Raw genomic sequence first — 20,051 nt, 5'->3', positions numbered from 1 at the left:
GTCCGCGACCCTACGTGACACATAATCTAGTGGTTCTTTTTCGGATTTTAAGGCTGTTCTTCTGCACTGCAATCACAATTGCGTCGTCATCACGAAGATTGACTACTTTTCTCATGCTTGAGCGTTGTGGGAGCACACCGATGAACAACAAAAAACCGGCCGTGGAAACCACGACCGGTCATATATGCACTAATAACTGAAACGTCGATCAGGCAGCGGCAGCCTTGACGGCAGCGGTCGCCTTGGCAACAGGCGCCTCGTAAGGCTTGTAGGCGTCCTTGGCGAGATCGGCATACATTTCGCCGAGCTTGGTGGCTTCAGCGACGTAAGCTTCATAGGCGGATTTGAAATAGTTGGTCTGCAGTTCGAAAGCAGCCTCAACGCTCTTCACGGAGGTAATTTTTTCGAGATGGGCGACGCCCTCTTCGAAGGACTTCTTCGAATAATCGGCGGCTTCTGTTGCTATGGCCTGGAACCCCTTGGAGACCGACGCGTAGCTTTTCAGCACGGTGTCCATCGTTTCCTTGCTCTTCTTGTTGGCTTCGTCGAAATTGAACATTGGGTGCTCCTTATTGTCGGCCCGCGGATGTTCGTAATTTATATGCACCGCACAAAAAAGTCAAGATATGCGTGCAATGCAATAAAAGACTTACAACCCAACGACTTGACTTAAACTTCAAGATTTTTTCAAAAATTCTTCAAAAACCAATATGAAAAGTATTATTTTTACAAAAAACCCGGCTTGAAATCATCAAGCCGGGTTAAAAATGCTTCAAGGCGATATCTTCGACTTACAGGTCGATATCGAGTATTGCCATCGAGAAGTTGTAGGAAAGCTCACCGTCTTCCTCATCCCGGAAGACGACTCCCAGGAACTCGTCGCCGAGGTAAACTTCCGCCGATTCATCCTTGCGCGGACGCGCCTTGATGACCATCGACTGGTTGAAGGTGCGCTTGAAATAAGCTTCCAGCTTGCGGATTTCTTCGGGCTTCAAGTCTTTTCTCCATGGCGGTTTTGATTTGCGCCGTTTCTCGCACACTGGCCAAAGCGGTGTAAACCCATAAAGGCGCCGCTACCTGTCAATTCCCGCCGGATCAAGCGGTCGTCCAGAAGCGCAATGTACGCGAGACAGATCAGATCTCGTAGGCGGCCAGAATCTGATCCATGGAACGCGAAGGTTCGGAACATCCCGCCTCGCCCACCACACGGGCAGGAACCCCTGCAACAGTGGTCTTCGGAGGCACTGCCTTCAACACGACGGAACCGGCCGCAACACGCGAGCAGTGGCCGATATGAATGTTTCCGAGAATCTTCGCACCAGCGCCGATCAGCACACCGTTGCCGATCTTGGGGTGGCGATCGCTGCCTTCCTTGCCAGTGCCACCGAGCGTGACGCCGTGGAGGATCGAGACGTTGTCTCCGATAACGGCAGTCTCGCCGACGACGAGGCCTGTCGCGTGGTCGAGGAAGATGCCCTTGCCAATGCGGGCTGCCGGATTGATATCCGTCTGGAATACGGAAGACGAACGGCTTTGCAGGTAAAGGGCAAAATCACGCCGGCCACGCTCAAGCAGCCAGTGGGCGAGCCGATGTGTCTGCAGGGCATGGAAGCCCTTGAAATACAGAACGGCTTCGATGAACCGCGTGCAGGCGGGATCGCGATCATAGACCGCCTGAATGTCGACGCGCAGGATCGAGCCCCATTCGGGCCACTCCTCAAGCATCTCCGCGAAGGTCTGGCGCAACAGGTTGGCCTGCAGATCCGGATGGTCGAGGCGTTCGCAGATCCGATAGATCACGGCATCTTCCAGCGAACGCTGGTTGATCACGGTCGAATAGAGAAATGCCGCCAGCAGCGGATCCTGCATCGCGGCAACGCGCGCCTCTTCCTGAAGGCTGTCCCAAATGGGATCCATGACCTTCACGGTTTCGGTCGGGCGAATATCTGTCCTGGCGACCATCGTCGCTCTCCTTCGTAGTCCGTCGTCGTCTCAGATATAAGGCAAATTTCCGCCAATAGAAATGGGCGGCTGCCCGCTTCGTCAGCCGTGGCCGAATGTGGTCAAGAATTCCAATACGGCTTTCTTGAAAACCCGGTCGCCGACGGCCAGCATGTGGTCACGTCCGGGGATATCGATCGCCGTCGCATGGGGCATGATGTCGGCAAGCTCCTGGGCGGAACCGGCGATGTCATCTTTCGTGCCCACACCTATGAGCGCGGGAATATCGATACGTCCCATATCCTCGGCCGTCAGCAGGTCGCGTGAGGTGGAGATACAGGCAGCCAGTGCCAGGCGGTCGCTCTTCGTCTGCTCGGCAAAAGCCCTGAACATTCGTCCCCGCTCGTGAGTTACATCATCCAGCGACGGCGCAAGCAGGGCACCCGCAATTGGATCCCAGTCGCCAACGCCCGTGACCATGCCGATGCCAAGCCCGCCGAAAATCACCGTGCGAACCCGATGGGGATGGGCAAGTGCCATGAAGGCGGTAACACGCGCGCCCATCGAATAACCCATGACATTAGCCGTCGCGATGCCAAGGTGATCGAGCAGCGCCACGGCATCCGCCGCCATGGACTGCGGATGATAAAGCGCGGGATCATGCGGCTTGCTGCTGGCGCCATGGCCGCGATGATCGAACGCAATAACACGATAGCCGGCGTCGCCGAGCGTCTTCAGCCATCCGGGAAAAACCCAGTTGACGTTGGCACTCGAGGCAAAACCGTGGATGAGGAGCACAGGTTCGCCCGACGGGTCGCCTTCGTCGAAATAGGCAATCGACAATCCGTCATGGCTGAACGGCGAAAATGGTGGCGGGTTGAGATCCATGGGAGATATCCGGCAGGTCTGAATTCGGCCGGAACCTATGCCCTCTGCCGCCGGGAGAAAACCCCTGATCCCGAAAAAACGGCGGGCAGCGACATCTTTGCCGCTACACTTTTGCGTCAAAGCTTTCTATGGTGCGCGCCAACAGACGAACTTTAAAACTTGCAAGTGGAGCATCTCATGGCCGGGCACGGTATTCCCCATTTCCAGAACGACGGCGGTCACCGGGTGATCGAAATCGGCGTCAAGGAATTCATGTGCACCGGAGCATCCGTTCCTTACGACCACCCGCATATCTACATCGACATGGGCGACGACAACGAAAAGGTCTGCTCCTACTGCTCGACGCTTTATCGCTACAATCCGCAACTCAAGGCGAACCAGACCGTTCCTGACGGCTGCACCTTTGCAGACAAGGCAGCCTGATCGCGATAGCGATCTTCCTCTTCTGACAGTCGCACCCCCATGGCTGAAACCGGTCCCATCATGATCGCGGGGGCCGGCATTGCCGGCCTGACAGCAGCGCTGTCACTTGCCCGCAAGGGCTTTACCGTTGCGATATTCGATCAGGCGCAGGCCTTGAGCGAGATCGGGGCGGGACTTCAGCTCTCCCCCAATGCAACACGCATTCTCGACAAGCTCGGTCTTCTGCCGGCACTGGAAACCGTGTGGCGACTTCCCGAAAGCGTGTCCCTTGCTGACGGCAGGTCGTTGCGCACGATCGCTACCGTTCCCTGTGGTCGCTTTGCGAGAGAACGCTGGGGAGCACCTTACGCCGTTCTCCACCGCGGCGATCTCCAGCGCGTTCTTCTGGATGCCGTCAAAGCCGAACCCCTCTGCACACTTCGAATGGGTGAGACCGTCGATGCCGGGCGTCCACCTGAGGGATATCGCCTGCTCTTGGGCGCCGATGGCGTCTGGTCAAAGACAAGAAAAAGATTGGAAACTGCTGGAATATCTAAATTTTCCGGCAATATTGCCTGGCGCATGACGTTACGGGAGGCAGATCTCCCGGGCAGCCTCGACGCCCGCCGCGTCACTGCTTTTCTGGGGAGTGGCGCCCATCTTGTCGCCTATCCGCTGACAGCTTCGCGGTTTAATCTCGTGGCGATCTCTAAAGGTGCTGCGGAAAACGAAAACTGGGCCACGAATGTAACCGACCGAGATGAGCTCGCGCACGCCCTTTCCGGATGGCATCCCGATCTCCGCGGGCTTGTTCTCAACGCACCCGAAATCACGAGGTGGCCCTTGCACGAGGTGACCGAGGGTTCCTGGCACCATTCTGGACACACCATACTGATCGGCGATGCCGCCCATGCGATGATGCCGTTTGCAGCACAGGGCGCTGCGATGGCGATCGAGGATGCCTTTGAACTCGCGCATTTCCTGTCCGAGATTTCGGATCAGCAGGCGGCGCTCGCGGCATTCAGCCAGCATCGCCGCCCCCGCATCGCGCGGGTTCGCTCGCGCGGCGCTTTCAATCGCTTTGCCTACCATGCCGCCGGGCCGTTTCGCCTCGGGCGCGACATCATGCTCTCGCTTCGGCGGCCCGAAAATCTGGCCGCCGATTTCGATTGGCTCTACGGGTATCAGCCTCAGGACTGAAGTGGCTCAGACGGCAGCTGCAGCTGCAAGGCCTGCCTCGATGTCCCTGCGGATATCGGCCACATCTTCAAGGCCGATCTGCAGCCGCAGCACTGGACCTTCGACGGGCGCCGTGCAGATGCGTCGGTCCGAGAGACCGACCTGCAAGGCCAGGCTTTCATATCCGCCCCAGGAGTAGCCAAGCCCGAAAAGACGCAACGCATCAAGGAAGGCATGTGCCTTTGTCTTGAACTGGTCGGCGCTATCAACATTCAGGACGAAGGAGAAGATGCCGCTTGCGCCCTTGAAATCGCGCTTCCAGAGATCGTGTCCGGGAAAGCTCGGCAATGCAGGATGCAGAACACGGGCGACGTCCTCGCGCTCATCGAGCCAGCGTGCAATGTTGAGCGCACTTTCCTGGTGGCGCTCCAGCCGGACACCCATGGTGCGCAGGCCGCGCAAGATCTGGTAGCTGTCATCGGGTGCACCACAGATGCCGAGCGTAATGTTGGCTTCCTTCAGCTGCTCCCAGTACTTTGCATTCGCCGATACCGTGCCAAGAAGAATGTCGGAATGGCCTGACGGATACTTCGTGGAGGCATGGATGGAGATGTCCACGCCATGATCCAAGGGCCTGAAATAGAGAGGCGTCGCCCAGGTATTGTCCATCGTCACGACGCAGCCATGACGATGGGCCACGGCGCTGATTGCGCTGATATCCTGCATTTCAAAAGTGTTGGAGCCAGGAGCTTCCGTATGCACCAGCTTTGTGCTCGGCTTGATCAGCGCCTCGATGCCCGCCCCGATCATCGGATCGTAGTAATCGACCGAAACGCCCAGACGTTTCAGCATCGTGTCGCAGAAATGGCGGGTCGGAAAATAGACTGAATCGACAATCAACGCGTGATCGCCGCTGGACAGGAATGCCAGGAAAGGAACGGTGACCGCAGCCAGGCCCGAGGGGACGAGGATTGTGCCGGCCGAACCTTCGAGGTCATCAATCGCTTCGCAAAGGGCATCTGTGGTCGGCGTGCCGCGCGTGCCGTACGTATATTTCTGGTTCCGTGTCTCCATGGTCCGGGCATTTGGAAAAAGCACCGTGGACGCATGAACCACCGGAGGGTTCACGAAACCGTGATAATCCGCTGGGTCGTTACCGATGTGAGCGAGCCGCGTGTTGGTTCCGGCGTCGGCCAGAAAACTCTTCTTATCGTTCATGGGAGAATCCGTCTGAGGAATGTCGTTGAAGGACTTTTCAACTTCGGGCTTGCCGGGGTCAAGCCCCGACATGTGGCCGCTTACCCTACAGGCAGGACCGACTGCCTGTCGCTTTTTTGATCATCCACTGCACTGATCCGAAGAAAACTGCCCGTTCCGAAAGCGGAACGCAGGTTTGAACACGCCCGGCCCAAAAAATCGGCACGATGTCTTGACCCTGCGGACATTTGAGCATGTGATATGTGGTACTCGCGCCAGGAGGGTGGCGGGGGCTGCGGCCGTCTTCTTCGGCTCAGACGGCGCAGGACGGAGAACGACAACTTAAAAAGGTTATAAAAAATGGGAAAAAAAATCCTGACGGCGCTTATCGGCGCTGCCGTTATGGGGATTGGCACTCACGGTGCGTCCGCTTCGACGCTGGACGACGTTAAAGCCAAGGGTTTCGTTCAATGCGGCGTCAACACCGGTCTGGCAGGCTTCGCCTCCCCGGATGCTTCCGGTAACTGGAGCGGCTTCGACGTCGATTACTGCAAGGCTATCGCAGCCGCCATCTTCGGTGACGCCACCAAGGTCAAGTACACGCCGACCTCCGCCAAGGATCGCTTCCCTGCGCTGCAGTCCGGAGAAGTCGATGTCCTGGCCCGTAACACGACCTGGACAATCAACCGCGACACCGCACTCGGCTTCAACTTCCGCCCCGTCAACTACTATGACGGCCAGGGCTTCATGGTTCGCAAGAGCCTGAATGTGAAGTCGGCCCTTGAACTGTCCGGCGCTGCCGTCTGCGTACAGACCGGCACCACGACCGAGCTTAACCTCGCCGACTACTTCAAAGCCAACAACATGCAGTACAACCCGGTCGTCTTCGAAAAGCTCGAAGAAGTGAACGCCGCCTACGACGCTGGTCGTTGCGACGTCTACACCACCGACCAGTCGGGCCTGTACTCGCTGCGTCTCACCCTTTCGGCTCCGGATGATCACGTCATCCTGCCGGAAATCATCTCCAAGGAACCGCTCGGCCCGGCCGTTCGCCAGGGCGACGACCAGTGGTTCGATATCGTCAGCTGGGTTCACTACGCCCTGATCAATGCTGAAGACTTCGGCATTACCCAGGCCAACGTCGAAGAGATGAAGAAGTCTCCGAACCCGGATGTTCAGCGCTTCCTCGGTGTTGAAGCCGACACCAAGATCGGAACCGATCTCGGCCTCGAAAACGACTGGGCTGCAAAGATCATCACTGCCGTCGGTAACTACGGCGAGGTCTTCGACCGCAACATCGGCGCTGGTAGCCCGCTGAAGATCGAGCGCGGCCTCAATGCTCTTTGGAGCAAGGGCGGCATCCAGTACGCACCTCCGGTTCGCTGATCCCAGCAAGACAAGACTTGAAAAGCGGCTTCGGCCGCTTTTCTCTCCCAATAAGAATGATCGTCCAAAAGGGCGGCTCGGGGAAATGAGGCTCTGAATGACAGTCGACGCCATGAATCCGTCCGGCAAAAGCCGGTCGACAGGCTCTATTTTGAACGATCCAAACGTCAGGGGTATCGCCTACCAGATCCTGACCATGGCGCTCCTGATCTTGTTTATCTATTGGGTGAGCGCCAACACCATCGAGAACCTGAAGCGCGCAAACATCGCCTCGGGTTACGGCTTTCTCAACGGACGTGCAGGCTTTGATCTCGGACAATCCCTTGTTCCGTTCAGCAGCGACTCGACCTATGGCCGCGCGCTTTACGTCGGCTTCCTCAACACGCTGCTGGTGGCGATCACAGGCATTGTCACAGCGACCATCATCGGCTTCATTGTCGGTATCGGCCGTCTTTCCCATAACTGGCTGATCGCCAAACTATCGATGATCTATGTGGAAGTGTTTCGCAACATTCCGCCCCTGCTCGTCATCTTCTTCTGGTACAGCGGCGTTCTGGCGGTTCTGCCGCAGCCGCGTGAATCTCTGGTCCTGCCGTTCAGCATGTTCATCAACAACCGCGGACTGGCCTTCCCGAAGCCGGTATTCGCGGATGGCGCCCAGTTCATATTCTATGCTCTGGTCATCGGTATTATCGCCGCGATCTTCGTAGCGCGCGCGGCGAACCGCAGGCAGATGGCAACCGGCCAGCGTTTTCCGGTTCTTTGGGCCAATCTCGGCCTGATCATCGGGCTGCCGCTGCTGGTCTATCTGTTGACAGGCATGCCAATTTCCTTCGACGTTCCTGTTGCCGGAAAATTCAACCTGACCGGCGGCAGCGTCATGGGACCGGAGTTCCTGTCGCTGTTCCTCGCGCTCTCGTTCTACACCGCAGCCTTCATCGCTGAAATCGTCCGGGCGGGTATCCGCGGCGTCAGCAAGGGGCAGACAGAAGCGGCCGAGGCCCTCGGTATCCGTTCTGGCCTCGCCACCCGGCTCGTCGTCGTGCCGCAGGCCATGCGGATCATCATTCCACCTCTGACCAGCCAGTATCTGAACCTGACGAAGAACTCCTCGCTCGCCATCGCGATCGGTTACGCCGACCTGGTGGCCGTGGGAGGCACCATCCTCAACCAGACTGGTCAGTCTGTCGAGATCGTGAGCATCTGGCTGGTTGTCTATCTGTCGCTGAGCCTGATCACGTCGGTCTTCATGAACTGGTTCAACGCCAGAATGGCATTGGTGGAGCGCTAAGAGATGTCACAACACAGCTTCGTCCGAGGCGAAATCATCGGCCCATCCACACCTCCTATCAATGAATCGGGTGTATTCTTCTGGCTGCGGAAAAACCTCTTCGCGACCCCCAAGGACACCATCCTGACCTTGATCGGCTTGCTTCTCATCGGCTGGTTCCTGCCGCCGGTGATCAACTGGCTCTTCATCGACGCCGCCTGGACAGGCGGCGGGCGTGGGGTGTGCGCCACGGTCGCCCAGGGCGGTACACAGCCAGAAGGCTGGAGCGGCGCCTGCTGGGCCTTCGTCGGCGCCAAACTCGACCAGTTTGCCTTTGGCCGCTACCCGGTCGCAGAGCGCTGGCGCCCAATGCTGGTCGCCATTCTCTTCGTGGCTTTGCTCGTCCCGATGCTCATCCCGAAGGCCCCTTACAAGAACCTCAACGCGATCCTGCTCTTTGCCGTGCTGCCGTTCGTATCGTTCTTCCTGCTCGTCGGTGGCTTCTTTGGCCTTGAGCATGTCGAAACGGCGCTCTGGGGCGGCTTGATGGTCACCCTGATCCTGTCCTTCGTCGGCATCGTCGTCTCCCTACCGCTTGGGATCATCCTGGCGCTTGGGAGGCGATCGAAAATGCCGGTGATCAAGCTTTTGTCCACGGTCTTCATCGAGATCGTGCGCGGTATTCCTCTGATCACGGTTCTGTTCATGGCAAGCGTCATGCTGCCGCTGTTCATGCCGCCCGGAACGCCGTTCGACAAGTTTTTGCGCGCCTTGATCGGCGTGTCGCTCTTCGCGGCCGCTTATATGGCAGAGGTGATCCGTGGCGGCCTGCAGGCGATCCCGAAAGGACAGTCCGAAGGTGCCGATTCTCTTGGTCTCAGCTACTGGCAGAAGATGCGCCTGATCATCCTGCCGCAGGCGCTGAAGCTGGTCATTCCGGGTATCGTCAACACGTTCATCGGCATGTTCAAGGACACGTCCCTCGTGTCGATCATCTCGATGTTCGACCTTCTCGGTATTGTCCGTCTCAACTTTTCGGACGCAAACTGGGCTTCTCCGGTCACGCCTCTGACGGGGCTTGTTTTTGCCGGGTTCATTTTCTGGCTTTTCTGCTTCGGCATGTCGCGCTATTCCGGTTTCATGGAACGTATGCTCGACAAGGGCCACAAACGATAAAAGGGGAATACAATGGCAAACGAAGCCGTAAAACCAAAACTGCAGGTCTCGGCGACGGATGTTGCCGTCGAAATCACCAACATGAACAAGTGGTATGGCGATTTCCACGTTCTTCGGGATATCAATCTCAAGGTCATGAAGGGCGAGCGTATCGTCATTGCCGGTCCGTCAGGCTCCGGCAAGTCGACGATGATCCGCTGCATCAACCGGCTGGAAGAACATCAGAAGGGTCAGATCCTCGTTGACGGCATCGAGCTTACCAACGACCTGAAGAAGATCGACGAAGTGCGCCGCGAAGTCGGTATGGTGTTCCAGCACTTCAACCTCTTTCCTCACCTGACGATCCTGGAAAATTGCACGCTCGCTCCGATCTGGGTACGCAAGATGCCGAAGAAGGACGCCGAGGAAGTGGCGATGCACTACCTGAAGCGTGTCAAGATTCCCGAACAGGCACACAAGTATCCGGGCCAGCTCTCCGGCGGCCAGCAGCAGCGGGTGGCGATCGCCCGCTCGCTGTGCATGAAGCCGAAGATCATGCTGTTCGATGAGCCGACCTCGGCGCTCGATCCTGAAATGGTCAAGGAAGTGCTCGACACCATGGTCTCGCTTGCCGAAGAAGGCATGACCATGCTCTGCGTCACCCACGAAATGGGCTTTGCCCGTCAGGTCGCCAACCGCGTGATCTTCATGGACCAGGGCCAGATCGTCGAGCAGAACTCGCCCGCCGAATTCTTCGACAATCCCCAGCACGAGCGCACCCGGCTGTTCCTTAGCCAGATTCTGCATTAAGCTCTATCTGAAAGATTTATCGACTTTACAGGCCTCGCCATCCCGCGGGGCCTGTTTTTTGGGCGAGGCGGGAAGGCGCATCAATCGATGCGGTATTTCAATGTGCCCGCGTACCAAGCCGTACCGCGGTTTTCAGCATCACCTGTCCAGACTTTTCTCAACCGCGCAACGATGTCGCTCAGCGCCTCGCGCGCATCGATCTTGTGCGAAAGCCCCTGCTCCTTCGGCACAACCGGCGTCAGATCGACATCGTCTTCGACAACGAGAGCGACGAGCATGTTTTCGCCCTCACCTTCTGCCTCGAAATCGAAGCCGTAATAGGGGTCCGGAAGGGTGAGCGGCTGCCCGGCAGTCAGTGACGTGATCTTCTTTGCCAGCGTGTTCGGGAAAATCTGCGTCGCCATTCCCTTGGCGTCGACATCCAGAAGCACGAGCTGGCCATCATGGTTGCTTGTGACGGAGATGGTGAAGACATCTCCGGGTTTAAGGTCCGGGCCGGGTTGAAGACTGATGGCAACATCACCTGTATCGTAAGCGGTTAGCCGACCACGCTCGACTCGAAGTTCCACGGCATCAGAGCGTCGATATCCTGCGCGGGCCATCCGTTGGCCATGCGAACTAAGGTCTGTGTCAGCCAGGCGAGCGGATCGACGTTGTTCATTTTAGCTGTCTGCAAAAGCGTGGCGATCGTGGCCCATGTGTTGCCACCGCCTTCGCTTCCGGCAAATAGACTATTCTTCCGTGTGATCGTTTGGGGACGGATTGCGCGCTCGACGATATTGGAGTCAATCTCGATGCGGCCGTCACCGAGAAAGCGTTCCAGAGATTGTCGGCGGGTCATTGCATAGCGGATCGCTTCCGCGGTCTTGGACTTGCCAGAAACTTTCGCGAGCTCCTTTTCCCAGATGTCAAAAAGGTTGGCGACAATGGCCGCAGACCGCTCTTGTCGTGCGGCAGCACGGATGTTGGCATCCTTTCCCCGGATCTCGTCCTCGACCTTCCACAACTCGCTCATCGCCTTCACCGAGGCTGTCGCGGCGTGATTGATACCCCCCACATGGAGTTCGTAGAATTTGCGCCTGACATGCGCCCAGCACCCTGCCAACGTGATGGTTTCGTTGCTGCCGGCCTTGACCTGCTCTTTGACCATGCTCGTATAGGCGCCGTGCCCATCAACCTGGAGAATGCCGTTGAAGCCGCTCAGGTGACGGGCCACACAGCGCCCACCTCTGCTGTCTTCAAATCTGTAGGCGACCATTGGTGGCCCTGATCCCCCGAACGGCCGATCATCACGTGCATAGGCCCACAGCCATGCCGTCATTGTTTTTCCCGAACCAGGCACCAGGGTCGGCAATGTCGTTTCGTCGGCAAAGACCCTTTCACCTGCTTTAATCCTCTCCAGGATGTAATCGGCCAGGATCTTGAGCTCGAAGCCGAGATGTCCCATCCATTGAGCCATCAAGGAGCGGCTCAGTACCACGCTGTCGCGCAGGTAGATTGTTTCCTGACGGTAGAGCGGAAGGCCGTCGGCGTATTTGGATACGGCGATGTAGGCCAGGAGCCGTTCGCTCGGCAGGCCAGCTTCGATGATATGGGCAGGTGCCAAAGCCTGCAGCACGCCGTCACGGCCCCTAAACGCGTATTTAGGTCTGCGGGTGACAATAACCCTAAACTTCGGTGGGATGACATCGAGCCGCTCGGATCGGTCTTCGCCGATCAAAACCTTTTCCAACCCTTGGCACTCTTCAGGGATTTCAGGTTCAATGACCTCCTCGATACGCTCGAGATGAGCGGCAAAGCCTTTGCGCGGGCGAGCCTCCCGCTTCGGCTTGTCTTTCCGTAACTGGTCGAGCTCGCTGTCGATCGTCGCTAAGCCGGTTTCGACCTCCTCGAACGCAAAGTCGATCTGATCATCGTCGATTCCCAACCGAAGCCGTTCTGAGCGGGTGCCTTTCTGAGCACGCTGTAGAACTTTCACAATCGCAGTGAGGGTGGCGATCCGCTCGTCAGTGTCTTTCTTCAATGCCTCAAGCCGGGTGATCTCCGCTCGGGCAGCGGCGCCTTCTGCACTCATGGCGACGATCATCGCCTTGAGTGCATCAACGTCGTCAGGAAGGTCCGAAGCAGAGAACATCATAGCAGGAAGTAGATCACAAATAGTGATCTTTTCCTAGCGTTTACAGTAACATGCGTGAGATTTTTTGGATGGGTTCAACCCGTCGAAAGCGGCCTCCTGATTGTCGCCGGGCGGATCTTCTTCCAATCCATTCCGGCCAGTAGGGCCATGAGCTGGGCATGATCCAGACGGATGCGCGCCGCCGTCGCTGCCGGCCAGCAAAAGCCATTTCCTTCGATAACTTTCGAATAGAGACAGACCCCGCTGCCATCCCACCACACGATCCGGACACGGTCCTTCCGTTTGGAACGGAACACGTAAAGGGCGCTATTGAAAGGATCTAGACCGCCATCCCTGACCAAAGCCATCAACGAAGCCGCTCCCTTGCGAAAGTCGACCGGTTGGCAGGAGACGTAAACGACAACGCCAGACGCAATCATGCCCTGCGCACCGCCCGTAGGATCTTGGCAAGATGATCCGGCTCGATATCTCCGGCAACGCGCACCACGACGTCACCCATGACGATCTCCACCGGTGAACTTGCAACAGCTTCGACGCGCGCGAAACTAACCCTTTCATTAGCCTCTTTCGAAAGGGGCACCACCGATCCCGAGGCCAATGCCTTGCGACGCCAGCCGTAAAGCTGCGAAGCATCCAGTCCTGCAGCGCGTGCGATAGCCGAGACATTCGCCCCCGGCAGAAACGTCTCGGCAATCAGCCGCGCCTTCTCGTCATCCGGCCAATCGCGCGGCTTACGTCTCGACCGTACCGGTGTCGCTGTCAAAACCTCAAAGGCACGAGCCTGATTCACACTGTCGCTCATAGGATTCTCCGCATGATTCATGCCGAAAATGAGCCATTTTACGCCCCCCCGCTACGTGGGGTCGCCTGCGCGCTTACCCTGTATCGCCGCGGCCAAGAATATCACCCACGCCATCAAGCGGGTTTGAGGCGATGTAGACCGGGAGAGCCGCTGGTTCCGGCTTCACCTCTTCGTATGCAGCCGTTTCGACCTCAACAGGTTGCGTTTCTACCGGTGTGGTTTCGGCAGGCGTTTCAACGACGAGATCCGGCTTGACCACGGCAGCACCCAACACCTCCGGCATCGCTTCAAGCTGCGGATCGATATCGTCGCAGGCCTCCTGCGAGGCGCAGTAATCCTTGGATTGTTTCGTCACATAGTCCAGCAACTCCGCATTGCTGGTGAGGCCGTTGGCATTGGCATCCGATGTCTTCGGTTGATATCCCTCGATAAATGCGGCTGTGAAGACTCCATGACGGTCCTCGATCGGCAGCCGCACGTCGTCCCAGGCGACCTGATAGGGTGCCGCGGCACTCCATATCGTCACCCCCGCCTCCACCAGCGGTACAGGCTTATCCACCACGCCAAGATCGATGCGCAGGCCGCGCGTGACGAGTTTGCGCGCTGTGGCGAACGGCCGTGGAAGGAACCGCGCACCCTTCAAACCAGCCGCAGCCTGCGGCGAGAGAGACCGGGAAATCGTGCCGGAATGGCAGGCGTCGATGACGACAGTCACCGCCCTGCCCTTCATCCGGGCCACCAACGGCTCCAGTTCGTCGTCGAGGATGACGTTGGTCCAGTCATCGTCACCCGCCTTGAGGTCATAGGTCGAGATCGCCTCGTCCATCCCGTCTTCCTCGTCGCCGCTCTCGTCCTTCACCTGCAGGCCGTGCCCGGAGAAATAAAGGAAGACGCGATCACCAGCTTTCGTCCCGTCGACCAGCCATTCCTTGATCGAAGACAGCATCGCCGCCTTTGTTGCCTGCTGGTCGGTCAAAGTCCGGATGGACTCGGGCTTGAAGCCAAGTGTGTTGGTCAGCAGGCCCGCAATCGCCTTGACGTCGTTCTTCGGCCCATGGAGAAGCATGTCCTCAGGGAGGTTTTCATAGGTGCCGATGCCGATCACCAATGCACGATCTTTCGCGAAAGCCGGGGAGCTAGAGCAAAGGACGGCCACGACCAAGGCGGCAACTGGCACCCAAAAGCGCATCACAGCTTTTCCCTGGTATAGAGCGGCTGGATCGCGACGGCCGTCTCCTTGCCATCCAGCCGCGAGAGCAGCAGCTGCAACAGGCTTGCGGCGTCCACATTCTTCCGAGCGAGAAGGGCAGCAATCGCATCGATCGGCTCGTTTGTAGAAATCACCACCAGATGATCGGCGCCAAAGGGTTCCACGACCTCAAGGTCGGTGAGCTTGAACACATGGCTCTCCGTTCCCTCCTGCTGCACGTCAAGCAACTGCACCTCGCCCGTATTGGCGAGATTGAAGACGATCATATTGCGATAGTGGCTGGCCGGCGCCTCGAAGGCGATGCGGTCGCCCTTGGCATAGATGTCCTTTACGGGTGAAAGCGAGACCGAACCCGGATTGCGGCTGGCGAGAATTTTCAGGAAATCGAGCAGCACGAACTTGTCGACCACGCCCTGGACGGTCTTGTCATCGACATGCTCGCCGGCGACATCGCCGTTGGGCGTGTAGAAGACACCGCTGTCAACATCCCAGCGATAGGGGACACCCGCGCCGCCGACATGCTGAAGTGATAGGTCGGCACCGCCCGCATCGAGTGCCAGTTTGTCCTGCCATCCGAGTTCCGCCGCCGTCTTTCCAGCCTGTCCCCAAGCCATTCCGGCACCGGCTTCGCCGATCGGCAGCATGACTTCATCGACTGAGCGCGGCAGTTGCGGCGTGAAGTTGGGAACTTGCAACGCCTCTGACTGATGCTTCACATTGGCAAAAACATAGTCTTCAAGCTCGATGCGCGAGATCCTGCCATCGCCATCGCGATCGGCAGCACCTTCGACCGCGCGCGCAAAGCTCCAGCTGAGCGCACCGCGCGGCTCGCCTTCGATGATTACCTCCGGCGATGGCTGACTTTCGAGCGATGCCGCAAGCACGGTCACCTCGCGGAAATCGGCCTCGCGAATTTTTGCGCCGCTCTCGGCTTCCTGCGAAGGAGGTGAGAGCTTCACGGTGACCGCGGGGGCCAGCCGCGTCTTGCCGCTGAAGGAGCGGCTCATGCCACCGGAATGGCAGCTGTCGGAGACGAAGAGAACCCGCACACCCTTGGCTTCGGCTTCGGAGAACCAGGCATTCAGCTCATTGTCGACGATGATCTCGCGCTTGGTTTCCTCTGCCCGTGCCCTGTCGAAACCCGGCAATTGAAGGAACTCGTCGAGGCCATCCTCTTCGTCACCCGCCACCAGCTCCGGCATTTGCGAACCATGCCCGGCATAGGTAAGAATAATCGTATCGCCTTCGGCCGAGCCTGCCACGAGATCGACCCAGGCTGCCCGGATATCATCCTTGCGCGCCTGCGCATCATAGGAGGTCAGCAACTGCGTTACGCCCGCCCCCTGCAACGCGGCTGCCACATCCTGCGCATCCTTGACCGCGCCTTCGAGGCTCACCTCATGCGGATAGGCATCGATGCCGATGACAAGAGCGCGGGTCGCCGAAAGCGCCATCTGCGACGTGGAGACCAACAGCAAGGCCGAGAGCAAAACACCGCGCACCATCTTCATTGCTCCAGATCGACTTCGACGCGGCGATTCAACTGGTTCAGTGTCTCCTCGTCATAGGCGCTGGCGTCATCCGGCTTGAAGGGATCGTCCTCACCCTTCCCCACGACCTGCCATGCGCCTTGGTATCCTTCCGCGACCAGGTAATTTGCCAGGGCCTTCGCACGCGCGACTGAAAGCGTCCGGTTCGCGGCGGCCGTGCCGATAGGATCGGCGTGCCCGATGAGGGTGATGGCGGCAGGTTTCACCGACTTCAGGCACTGCGACAGGTCTTTCGCCGATTCTATCCCCTCCGGCGTAAATTCGGCGGTGCCGAAGACGTAGCGCACCGGCGTCGCCTTCTTCTTCAGCGAGACGCCGCGATAGCTGACCTTGCAGGCGCCGCGCATGGCGAGCTTCACCGGCCTTGGCGCGGCAAGCCGCATCTCCGTCGCCATGCGATCAAGGCGGGCGATATAGTCGGCATCCGGCGCCATCCAGTCGGTTGTCGCTGTCTTCCAGCGCCATCTGGTAGTAGCGCGCCGCCGCCTCGTAATTTCTGCGATCGCGGTTGATATCGCCAAGCGCATCAAGCACCTGCCACGGAGCGGCGGTTTCCGTGATGACACCCTGAAGCTCGCTTTCAAAACCATCAAGGTTTGCCCCGGCACCGACGGCAGACACAATGCGATTGAACGTGGCAAGCGCAGCGATCCTGTCGATCAGCGCAAGATCGTCGCTGTTGCAGCCAGCCTTATCGCCGTCTGCAGCTAGGTGTTTTGCGACCGCCTCGTCACCGGAATTCGTGGCCCCTGCAACGTCGGTCAAGGCATTGCAGGCGGCATGGGCGGCCGTCGTCGAAATTCCCAACAGAAAAGCCAATCCCATCAGCTTCAAATTCATCCAGCGCCCTTCCCCTACGGCCTGATCTCGAAGGTGACGACCTGCAGCCCGCTTAGGCCATGATCATCCTCTGCCTTCTTCGCAAGATTGATGGCGAGGCCACGCGTGGGCGGCAGATGCGATTGTTCGACCAGCTGGCGCGCCCGTTCTGCAGTCAGCTTCTGATCTCCCAAGCCACCAGCGCGGCAGAAGGCGATCATGGTTTCGGCCGGCGCTGGACTGTCGAAAGTGAGATTGCCGGTACCGGGTTGGGGTATGAGCTTGCGTTCACCAACCCCAAGCGTGGTATTGCCGATCATCGCATCCGGGATCACCTCGACATTGCCAGCTTCCTCGACATAGAGAACCTGCAGCTCGCAGGTCTTGTTGGAACTCAGCTCGAAGGAGAGCTGATCGCCGACCTTCGCCGTCGTTGACGCGACGTGCAATGCAAGTTCCAGCTTGTCTTCGGTCTTCGTTTCCTCCTGCCGATACGCCGGTATCGCAGCCACCAATGTCCCCGGTTTGACGATTGCTTGTGTCGTTGTTGCCTCTGGATTGGCTGCAAGGAGATAGGCATCCGACAAATTGACGGTGGCCGTATCGAGTGGCTTCAGCTGCATGAGCGGATGCACCAGGTTGGCATATTGCTGTTCAAGCTCCGCGCGCGGGATCGTGCCGCCGGCTTCCAGCGTCGTCACCCAGTCGAGCGCCAGCCGCAGGGTGTCGTTGTCCGTCACCTGCTGAACAGCGCGTGAAAATTCGGCCGGCGTCATGTCGAATTCGGAGGCCATTGCCTCGAAATCGAGTTCGTCTTCATACTTGTCGGCAAAGTAGGTAACCAGTTCGGCACTGCCCGGCGCCTGCATGCTCTCGGCGCTGCCATCGGGCGTCGGTTGCGTCACACCGAGTTTTACCAGCGCATCGACGAAGCGCTGACGGTCCTTGCTATAAGCCCCATCCAGGTCTTCCTGCGAAACATAAAGCTTCAGCAGAAGGTCCTTCTGGTCGCGGTCGAACAAGGTCGATGTCCGGATATGCTCCCGCAGTTGGTCACGCTTCGACAGGATGCCGTTGGCATGGCAATCGAAGCAGGAGCGTGCATTGACGATCTCGACGCCCTTGCCGATCGGCCGTTTGCGGAAGGAAACGATCGTCGTCGGTCCGACATCGAGCTGCTTTCCGGCTGATGTCGAGAGATAATAGCCTTGCAGCCCGTTCGGCAGCGAGAAGATCATCTCGCCACCGTCATGCTCGAAGGAGGTCAGACCCGTATCCAGCGGCTCCAGCCTCTTCGGTCCGTGCGGAAAGCGTTTCAAAACCTGACGACCGACATCGCCGCCGAAATCATAGGATTTCCAGTAATAACCGCCAAAGGGCATTTCATGCCGCTCGAGCATACGGTTGTGGTCGGAAACACCGGATGATCCGTCGGCAAAACCCGCGCGCAGCACACGCAGCTGCCGGATATTATCATCGACATCGATCTTGAAGCGTTGCTCCAGATCGCGGATATCAGGCGGCAGTTTCATCAGCTGGTTGTAGATCCGGGGCTTTGCTGCATTGGCCATGAACCAGTCGATGCGCATGATCGGCAATACGCTGTCAGTTTCCTTGGAAAGCGCCAGAAGCGAGGCATTGCTTGCCGGATCAACGCCGTAAAAATACTCCTTCACCAGAAATTTGTAATCATCGTCCGACCATCGGAGATCGCGCAGATCGACCCGCACCAGCAGGCCGTTCGTGCCCTCCACTTCGTGCGGCAGCACCAGCTCAGGCCCGTAGGAGAGCGAGTTGAGGAGTTTCTTGAAGCCGCCGGCGAGCGTCGGCATCCGCTTCATGAAGGTCTTTTCCTCCTCGCAGCCCATCATGCCGTTATACTGGTTGCGATAGGAAAAATAACGGATGAACGGGCGATCGAGCGGATTGACCGTGGAGACATCTTTCAACGCAGCCTCGATAAAACCACCATAGGCAAGCATGGGACGGGTACGCGCCGGCTTTGCGGCGGCTGTTTGCGGCAGGTTGGATGTGTTCAGGGAATTGATCCAGTCCTCCAGGCTCTTCACCTCCTCGGCCGTCGGACGTTTACCGAGCGGCATGCGGCCGCTGGTGACGGAGGTAAAGAGACGCGACCTGGAAGCATCGCCGGGTGTCACGAAAGCGGGGTCGGCGGCAATTGAAGTCAGCTCGCCAGCCGGATAACTGCCCTGGGCACTTTCGCCAGGGCCATGACAATTGCGGCAGTATTTGCCGATGAAGGCATCGGCCGCTGTTGCGAGAGCCGCATTGCCCCCCTCCAGAGCCACTGCCGGCGTGCTTTCCTTGCAGACGGCTGTCGCCGATTGCTGCACCGGCTGCGGGGGGGTGACCTCGCGATCCGCCAGAAAGGCGTAGATGGCCGTGCGATCCTTTTCCGTAAGGACCGAGAGCCCATGCGCCAGCCGACGCATGACGGGGTCGCTCAGCGGCGAACCGGAGAGCTTCTTGCCCTCGTCAATAAAGCCGACAGTAAAGACCTCCGGCGAGGCCAGCCCTCCCATGCGCGCCTTGGTGATATCCGGCGCCACAGCCCCGGTCAGTCCCTTCTCGCCTTCATAGGCATGCTCCATGTCCAGTCCATAAGTCGTCGTGCGCGGCGTATGGCAATCGCCGCAGCCGCCAACATTTTCCACCAGATAGCGCCCACGCTCCATCTGGGTTTCCTCACGCGACTGGTATTCGGGCACGTTGAAATGGCTGCGCTTCCACAGAGTGATCGTCGTCTGCCGGCTGAAGGGGAAGGAGATTTCGTGCTCTTTGGAAGTGGCATCCGAGGCTTCCAACGTGTCGATATAGGCTTTGATGTCGAGCACATCCTCGGGCTTCATGCCGCCATAGGACGTATACGGCATCACCGGATAGAGATTGTTGCCTTCCTCGTCCACGCCGAGCATTACAGCGTTCAGGAACCTCGCATTCGACCATCCACCGATACCATTGGCATGGGGCGAGATATTGGGCGCAAAAAAAGTTCCGATCGCCGTCGGCATCTCCAAGCCGCCAGAAAGCAGCTCGGTATTTTCACCTGATCCATGGCAGGCGCCACAGCCGGCGGCATTGAAGAGGTATTTGCCGTTGTCGAGGCTCGGCTTGTAGGTGGCATAAGCATTCGTGCTGAAAGGATCGCGCGCAACGGCCTCCACCGGACAGAGAAGGCTCATACCGAGCGCCAGCGCAAAACCGATGGCGGCGGCAAATTGGGACATCGGCACACTCCTGCCGCCCGCTTTCACCTTCTGGCCGATGTCGTCCATCGTCTCTCT

20 protein-coding genes are annotated in these 20,051 nt (G+C 58.5%); 6 read left to right on the top strand and 14 right to left on the bottom strand.

Going from position 1 to position 20,051, the window contains the following annotated elements:
- Positions 1–208: 208 nt before the first annotated feature.
- The 4 genes from QO002_RS11315 to QO002_RS11300 all read right to left on the bottom strand — a co-directional run bounded on the left by QO002_RS11315 (position 209) and on the right by QO002_RS11300 (position 2,829).
- The gene (locus QO002_RS11315; protein WP_307229657.1) at positions 209–559 is read right to left on the bottom strand and encodes a phasin family protein; all 351 of its coding nucleotides are present in this window, start codon (positions 557–559) and stop codon (positions 209–211) included.
- A gap of 232 nt (positions 560–791) precedes the next feature.
- Positions 792–995, bottom strand: a complete 204-nt coding sequence (locus QO002_RS11310; RefSeq protein ID WP_307229655.1) for a DUF3126 family protein — start codon at positions 993–995, stop codon at positions 792–794.
- A gap of 139 nt (positions 996–1,134) precedes the next feature.
- On the bottom strand, positions 1,135–1,962 hold the full coding sequence (gene cysE / locus QO002_RS11305) for a serine O-acetyltransferase (RefSeq protein WP_307229653.1): 828 nt from the start codon (positions 1,960–1,962) through the stop codon (positions 1,135–1,137).
- Between the two features lie 81 nt (positions 1,963–2,043).
- The gene (locus QO002_RS11300) at positions 2,044–2,829 is read right to left on the bottom strand and encodes an alpha/beta fold hydrolase (protein WP_307229652.1); all 786 of its coding nucleotides are present in this window, start codon (positions 2,827–2,829) and stop codon (positions 2,044–2,046) included.
- Between the two features lie 177 nt (positions 2,830–3,006).
- On the opposite strand from QO002_RS11300, the gene QO002_RS11295 reads away from it, so the two are divergent.
- Together QO002_RS11295 and QO002_RS11290 are read left to right on the top strand one after the other, a co-directional pair.
- The gene (locus QO002_RS11295) at positions 3,007–3,252 is read left to right on the top strand and encodes a zinc-finger domain-containing protein (RefSeq protein ID WP_307229650.1); all 246 of its coding nucleotides are present in this window, start codon (positions 3,007–3,009) and stop codon (positions 3,250–3,252) included.
- A 39-nt stretch (positions 3,253–3,291) separates the two neighbouring features.
- On the top strand, positions 3,292–4,431 hold the full coding sequence (locus QO002_RS11290; RefSeq protein ID WP_307229649.1) for an FAD-dependent monooxygenase: 1,140 nt from the start codon (positions 3,292–3,294) through the stop codon (positions 4,429–4,431).
- 6 nt (positions 4,432–4,437) lie between these two features.
- On the opposite strand, the gene QO002_RS11285 is transcribed toward QO002_RS11290, so the two are convergent.
- Positions 4,438–5,628: a cystathionine beta-lyase gene (locus QO002_RS11285; RefSeq protein WP_307229646.1), complete on the bottom strand. Its 1,191-nt coding sequence runs from the start codon at positions 5,626–5,628 to the stop codon at positions 4,438–4,440.
- Positions 5,629–5,967: 339 nt separating this feature from the next.
- Between QO002_RS11285 and QO002_RS11280 the strand changes: the two genes are divergently transcribed.
- The 4 genes from QO002_RS11280 (at position 5,968) to QO002_RS11265 (ending at position 10,228) form a co-directional block, all read left to right on the top strand.
- Positions 5,968–6,993 carry an amino acid ABC transporter substrate-binding protein gene (locus tag QO002_RS11280; protein ID WP_307229644.1) on the top strand — a complete coding sequence of 342 codons (1,026 nt, stop codon included), beginning with the start codon at positions 5,968–5,970 and terminating at the stop codon, positions 6,991–6,993.
- A gap of 97 nt (positions 6,994–7,090) precedes the next feature.
- The gene (locus QO002_RS11275; protein WP_307229641.1) at positions 7,091–8,284 is read left to right on the top strand and encodes an amino acid ABC transporter permease; all 1,194 of its coding nucleotides are present in this window, start codon (positions 7,091–7,093) and stop codon (positions 8,282–8,284) included.
- 3 nt (positions 8,285–8,287) lie between these two features.
- Complete coding sequence (locus QO002_RS11270) at positions 8,288–9,439, top strand: amino acid ABC transporter permease (protein WP_307229639.1); 1,152 nt, start codon at positions 8,288–8,290, stop codon at positions 9,437–9,439.
- Between the two features lie 12 nt (positions 9,440–9,451).
- Complete coding sequence (locus tag QO002_RS11265) at positions 9,452–10,228, top strand: amino acid ABC transporter ATP-binding protein (protein ID WP_307229638.1); 777 nt, start codon at positions 9,452–9,454, stop codon at positions 10,226–10,228.
- A gap of 80 nt (positions 10,229–10,308) precedes the next feature.
- On the opposite strand, the gene QO002_RS11260 is transcribed toward QO002_RS11265, so the two are convergent.
- The 9 genes from QO002_RS11260 to QO002_RS11220 all read right to left on the bottom strand — a co-directional run bounded on the left by QO002_RS11260 (position 10,309) and on the right by QO002_RS11220 (position 20,042).
- Complete coding sequence (locus QO002_RS11260; protein WP_307229635.1) at positions 10,309–10,797, bottom strand: DUF4384 domain-containing protein; 489 nt, start codon at positions 10,795–10,797, stop codon at positions 10,309–10,311.
- The gene (gene tnpC, locus QO002_RS11255) at positions 10,767–12,365 is read right to left on the bottom strand and encodes an IS66 family transposase (RefSeq protein WP_307225515.1); all 1,599 of its coding nucleotides are present in this window, start codon (positions 12,363–12,365) and stop codon (positions 10,767–10,769) included. Before tnpC ends, QO002_RS11260 begins: the two co-directional genes overlap by 31 nt.
- Positions 12,366–12,439: 74 nt before the next feature.
- Positions 12,440–12,784 carry an IS66 family insertion sequence element accessory protein TnpB gene (tnpB, locus tag QO002_RS11250; RefSeq protein WP_037098231.1) on the bottom strand — a complete coding sequence of 115 codons (345 nt, stop codon included), beginning with the start codon at positions 12,782–12,784 and terminating at the stop codon, positions 12,440–12,442.
- The gene (locus tag QO002_RS11245; protein ID WP_307225521.1) at positions 12,781–13,167 is read right to left on the bottom strand and encodes a transposase; all 387 of its coding nucleotides are present in this window, start codon (positions 13,165–13,167) and stop codon (positions 12,781–12,783) included. Before QO002_RS11245 ends, tnpB begins: the two co-directional genes overlap by 4 nt.
- Before the next feature lie 73 nt (positions 13,168–13,240).
- Positions 13,241–14,356, bottom strand: a complete 1,116-nt coding sequence (locus tag QO002_RS11240; protein ID WP_307229633.1) for a caspase family protein — start codon at positions 14,354–14,356, stop codon at positions 13,241–13,243.
- Positions 14,356–15,882: a caspase family protein gene (locus QO002_RS11235; RefSeq protein ID WP_307229631.1), complete on the bottom strand. Its 1,527-nt coding sequence runs from the start codon at positions 15,880–15,882 to the stop codon at positions 14,356–14,358. The genes QO002_RS11240 and QO002_RS11235 overlap by 1 nt, the downstream gene beginning before the upstream one ends.
- A 2-nt stretch (positions 15,883–15,884) precedes the next feature.
- Positions 15,885–16,361 (bottom strand): OmpA family protein, encoded by a 477-nt coding sequence (locus QO002_RS11230; protein WP_307229629.1) that lies wholly within the window; start codon positions 16,359–16,361, stop codon positions 15,885–15,887.
- The gene (locus QO002_RS11225; RefSeq protein WP_307229627.1) at positions 16,327–16,767 is read right to left on the bottom strand and encodes a hypothetical protein; all 441 of its coding nucleotides are present in this window, start codon (positions 16,765–16,767) and stop codon (positions 16,327–16,329) included. The genes QO002_RS11230 and QO002_RS11225 overlap by 35 nt, the downstream gene beginning before the upstream one ends.
- 14 nt (positions 16,768–16,781) lie before the next feature.
- Positions 16,782–20,042, bottom strand: a complete 3,261-nt coding sequence (locus QO002_RS11220) for a c-type cytochrome (RefSeq protein WP_307229625.1) — start codon at positions 20,040–20,042, stop codon at positions 16,782–16,784.
- Positions 20,043–20,051 lie beyond the last annotated feature (9 nt).

Origin of the sequence: Pararhizobium capsulatum DSM 1112, from assembly GCF_030814475.1 — a bacterium.
Taxonomy (GTDB): Bacteria; Pseudomonadota; Alphaproteobacteria; order Rhizobiales; family Rhizobiaceae; genus Pararhizobium; species Pararhizobium capsulatum.
This window is presented reverse-complemented; position numbering and strand designations above follow the sequence as displayed.

Excerpts from the sequence above, each read along its gene's own strand:
- cysE (WP_307229653.1), bottom strand. The coding sequence starts at position 1,962 with ATGGTCGCCAGGACAGATATTCGCCCGACCGAAACCGTGAAGGTCATG.
- QO002_RS11225 (WP_307229627.1), bottom strand. The coding sequence starts at position 16,767 with ATGAATTTGAAGCTGATGGGATTGGCTTTTCTGTTGGGAATTTCGACG.
- QO002_RS11245 (WP_307225521.1), bottom strand. The coding sequence starts at position 13,167 with ATGAGCGACAGTGTGAATCAGGCTCGTGCCTTTGAGGTTTTGACAGCG.
- QO002_RS11285 (WP_307229646.1), bottom strand. The coding sequence starts at position 5,628 with ATGAACGATAAGAAGAGTTTTCTGGCCGACGCCGGAACCAACACGCGG.
- QO002_RS11220 (WP_307229625.1), bottom strand. The coding sequence starts at position 20,042 with ATGGACGACATCGGCCAGAAGGTGAAAGCGGGCGGCAGGAGTGTGCCG.
- QO002_RS11230 (WP_307229629.1), bottom strand. The coding sequence starts at position 16,361 with ATGGCGCCGGATGCCGACTATATCGCCCGCCTTGATCGCATGGCGACG.
- QO002_RS11270 (WP_307229639.1), top strand. The coding sequence starts at position 8,288 with ATGTCACAACACAGCTTCGTCCGAGGCGAAATCATCGGCCCATCCACA.
- QO002_RS11240 (WP_307229633.1), bottom strand. The coding sequence starts at position 14,356 with ATGCGCTTTTGGGTGCCAGTTGCCGCCTTGGTCGTGGCCGTCCTTTGC.
- QO002_RS11290 (WP_307229649.1), top strand. The coding sequence starts at position 3,292 with ATGGCTGAAACCGGTCCCATCATGATCGCGGGGGCCGGCATTGCCGGC.
- tnpC (WP_307225515.1), bottom strand. The coding sequence starts at position 12,365 with ATGATGTTCTCTGCTTCGGACCTTCCTGACGACGTTGATGCACTCAAG.
- QO002_RS11295 (WP_307229650.1), top strand. The coding sequence starts at position 3,007 with ATGGCCGGGCACGGTATTCCCCATTTCCAGAACGACGGCGGTCACCGG.
- QO002_RS11235 (WP_307229631.1), bottom strand. The coding sequence starts at position 15,882 with ATGGTGCGCGGTGTTTTGCTCTCGGCCTTGCTGTTGGTCTCCACGTCG.
- QO002_RS11275 (WP_307229641.1), top strand. The coding sequence starts at position 7,091 with ATGACAGTCGACGCCATGAATCCGTCCGGCAAAAGCCGGTCGACAGGC.
- QO002_RS11280 (WP_307229644.1), top strand. The coding sequence starts at position 5,968 with ATGGGAAAAAAAATCCTGACGGCGCTTATCGGCGCTGCCGTTATGGGG.
- QO002_RS11315 (WP_307229657.1), bottom strand. The coding sequence starts at position 559 with ATGTTCAATTTCGACGAAGCCAACAAGAAGAGCAAGGAAACGATGGAC.
- QO002_RS11300 (WP_307229652.1), bottom strand. The coding sequence starts at position 2,829 with ATGGATCTCAACCCGCCACCATTTTCGCCGTTCAGCCATGACGGATTG.
- QO002_RS11265 (WP_307229638.1), top strand. The coding sequence starts at position 9,452 with ATGGCAAACGAAGCCGTAAAACCAAAACTGCAGGTCTCGGCGACGGAT.
- tnpB (WP_037098231.1), bottom strand. The coding sequence starts at position 12,784 with ATGATTGCGTCTGGCGTTGTCGTTTACGTCTCCTGCCAACCGGTCGAC.